At 58.7% G+C, this 853-nt stretch carries 1 protein-coding gene; it reads left to right on the forward strand.

The genetic code is table 11. The annotated features are described in order from the left end of the window. The first annotated feature begins 133 nt into the window (after positions 1-133). Positions 134-349: a hypothetical protein gene (locus LQ954_RS16040; protein WP_231024062.1), complete on the forward strand. Its 216-nt coding sequence runs from the start codon at positions 134-136 to the stop codon at positions 347-349. Positions 350-853 lie beyond the last annotated feature (504 nt).

An 853-nucleotide genomic window follows, 5' to 3' on the forward strand; every position in this document is an offset into this window, starting at 1 on the left:
ACGATCACGAAAATACCCGACGCCACGCACTATCTATTACTTGTCCCTGCGCCCATATCGTATTTACCGCGTCGTCGATATGAGCATCGACGCGGCTGAGAGACAATGAGCTCCCGCTCTTGGAGGAGCCGCCATGTCCCGCGCTATCAACGTCAACGCCACTGAAGATGAAGTCACTCGGGTCTGCCTGAAGAAAGGCGCGATTATCAGCGCGATGGAGACTCTGCCGTCAGGCGGCACACGCGTTGTTTTAACGAGTGGTGATTCAGCGATCATCCTGAGAGCCTTTTTCAGCAAGAAGCTCATTTCAGATCGCGCAGCCCGAACGCCTTTTCAGAGAGCTAGGTAGGTGCTGCCTGAACCAAGCAGTGAACGGACCATCTCGTCCAAAGTGACCTTTAGGAGCCCCTTCCGGATTGGGGACGATCCGACGGAATTACCTGCTGGCACGTACGTTATTCACACGCGCGAGTTGGCGTACACGACCGGGGACCGCACGACGTTCATACCCTTCAGTGTAGACCTTGAGGTGCCGGAAGCCCCTGGGCGCACAGCGTACCGGATCGTGCGGCCCTCGGATCTCCTGGCCGCGCGGGCACACGATGGTTTAACGGGCAGGCAGCTACCGGCGGTAGATACGAATAGCTGACACCCGAAACTGCCGGATCGCGTGGCGACGTGGCCCCTCTGCGGAACTTGGCAAACCGCTTGAGGTGTCCAGTTTGCGCTAAGGGAAGACGAGCGGAAGCAGCTAGTCCGCTAGGGGCTTGGCAACATGTCGCACCAACCCGGATCGAATTGCGTCCGCTCTTCGCGCCTTCGTCCCACAAGCTGACAGACCGCTGACGGCCCA

Source organism: Sphingomonas sp. IC-11, from assembly GCF_021043365.1.
Classification (GTDB): domain Bacteria; phylum Pseudomonadota; class Alphaproteobacteria; order Sphingomonadales; family Sphingomonadaceae; genus Sphingomonas.

What these genes read in the sequence shown, in the direction of transcription:
- LQ954_RS16040 (WP_231024062.1), top strand. Translation starts at nt 134, where the DNA reads ATGTCCCGCGCTATCAACGTCAACGCCACTGAAGATGAAGTCACTCGG.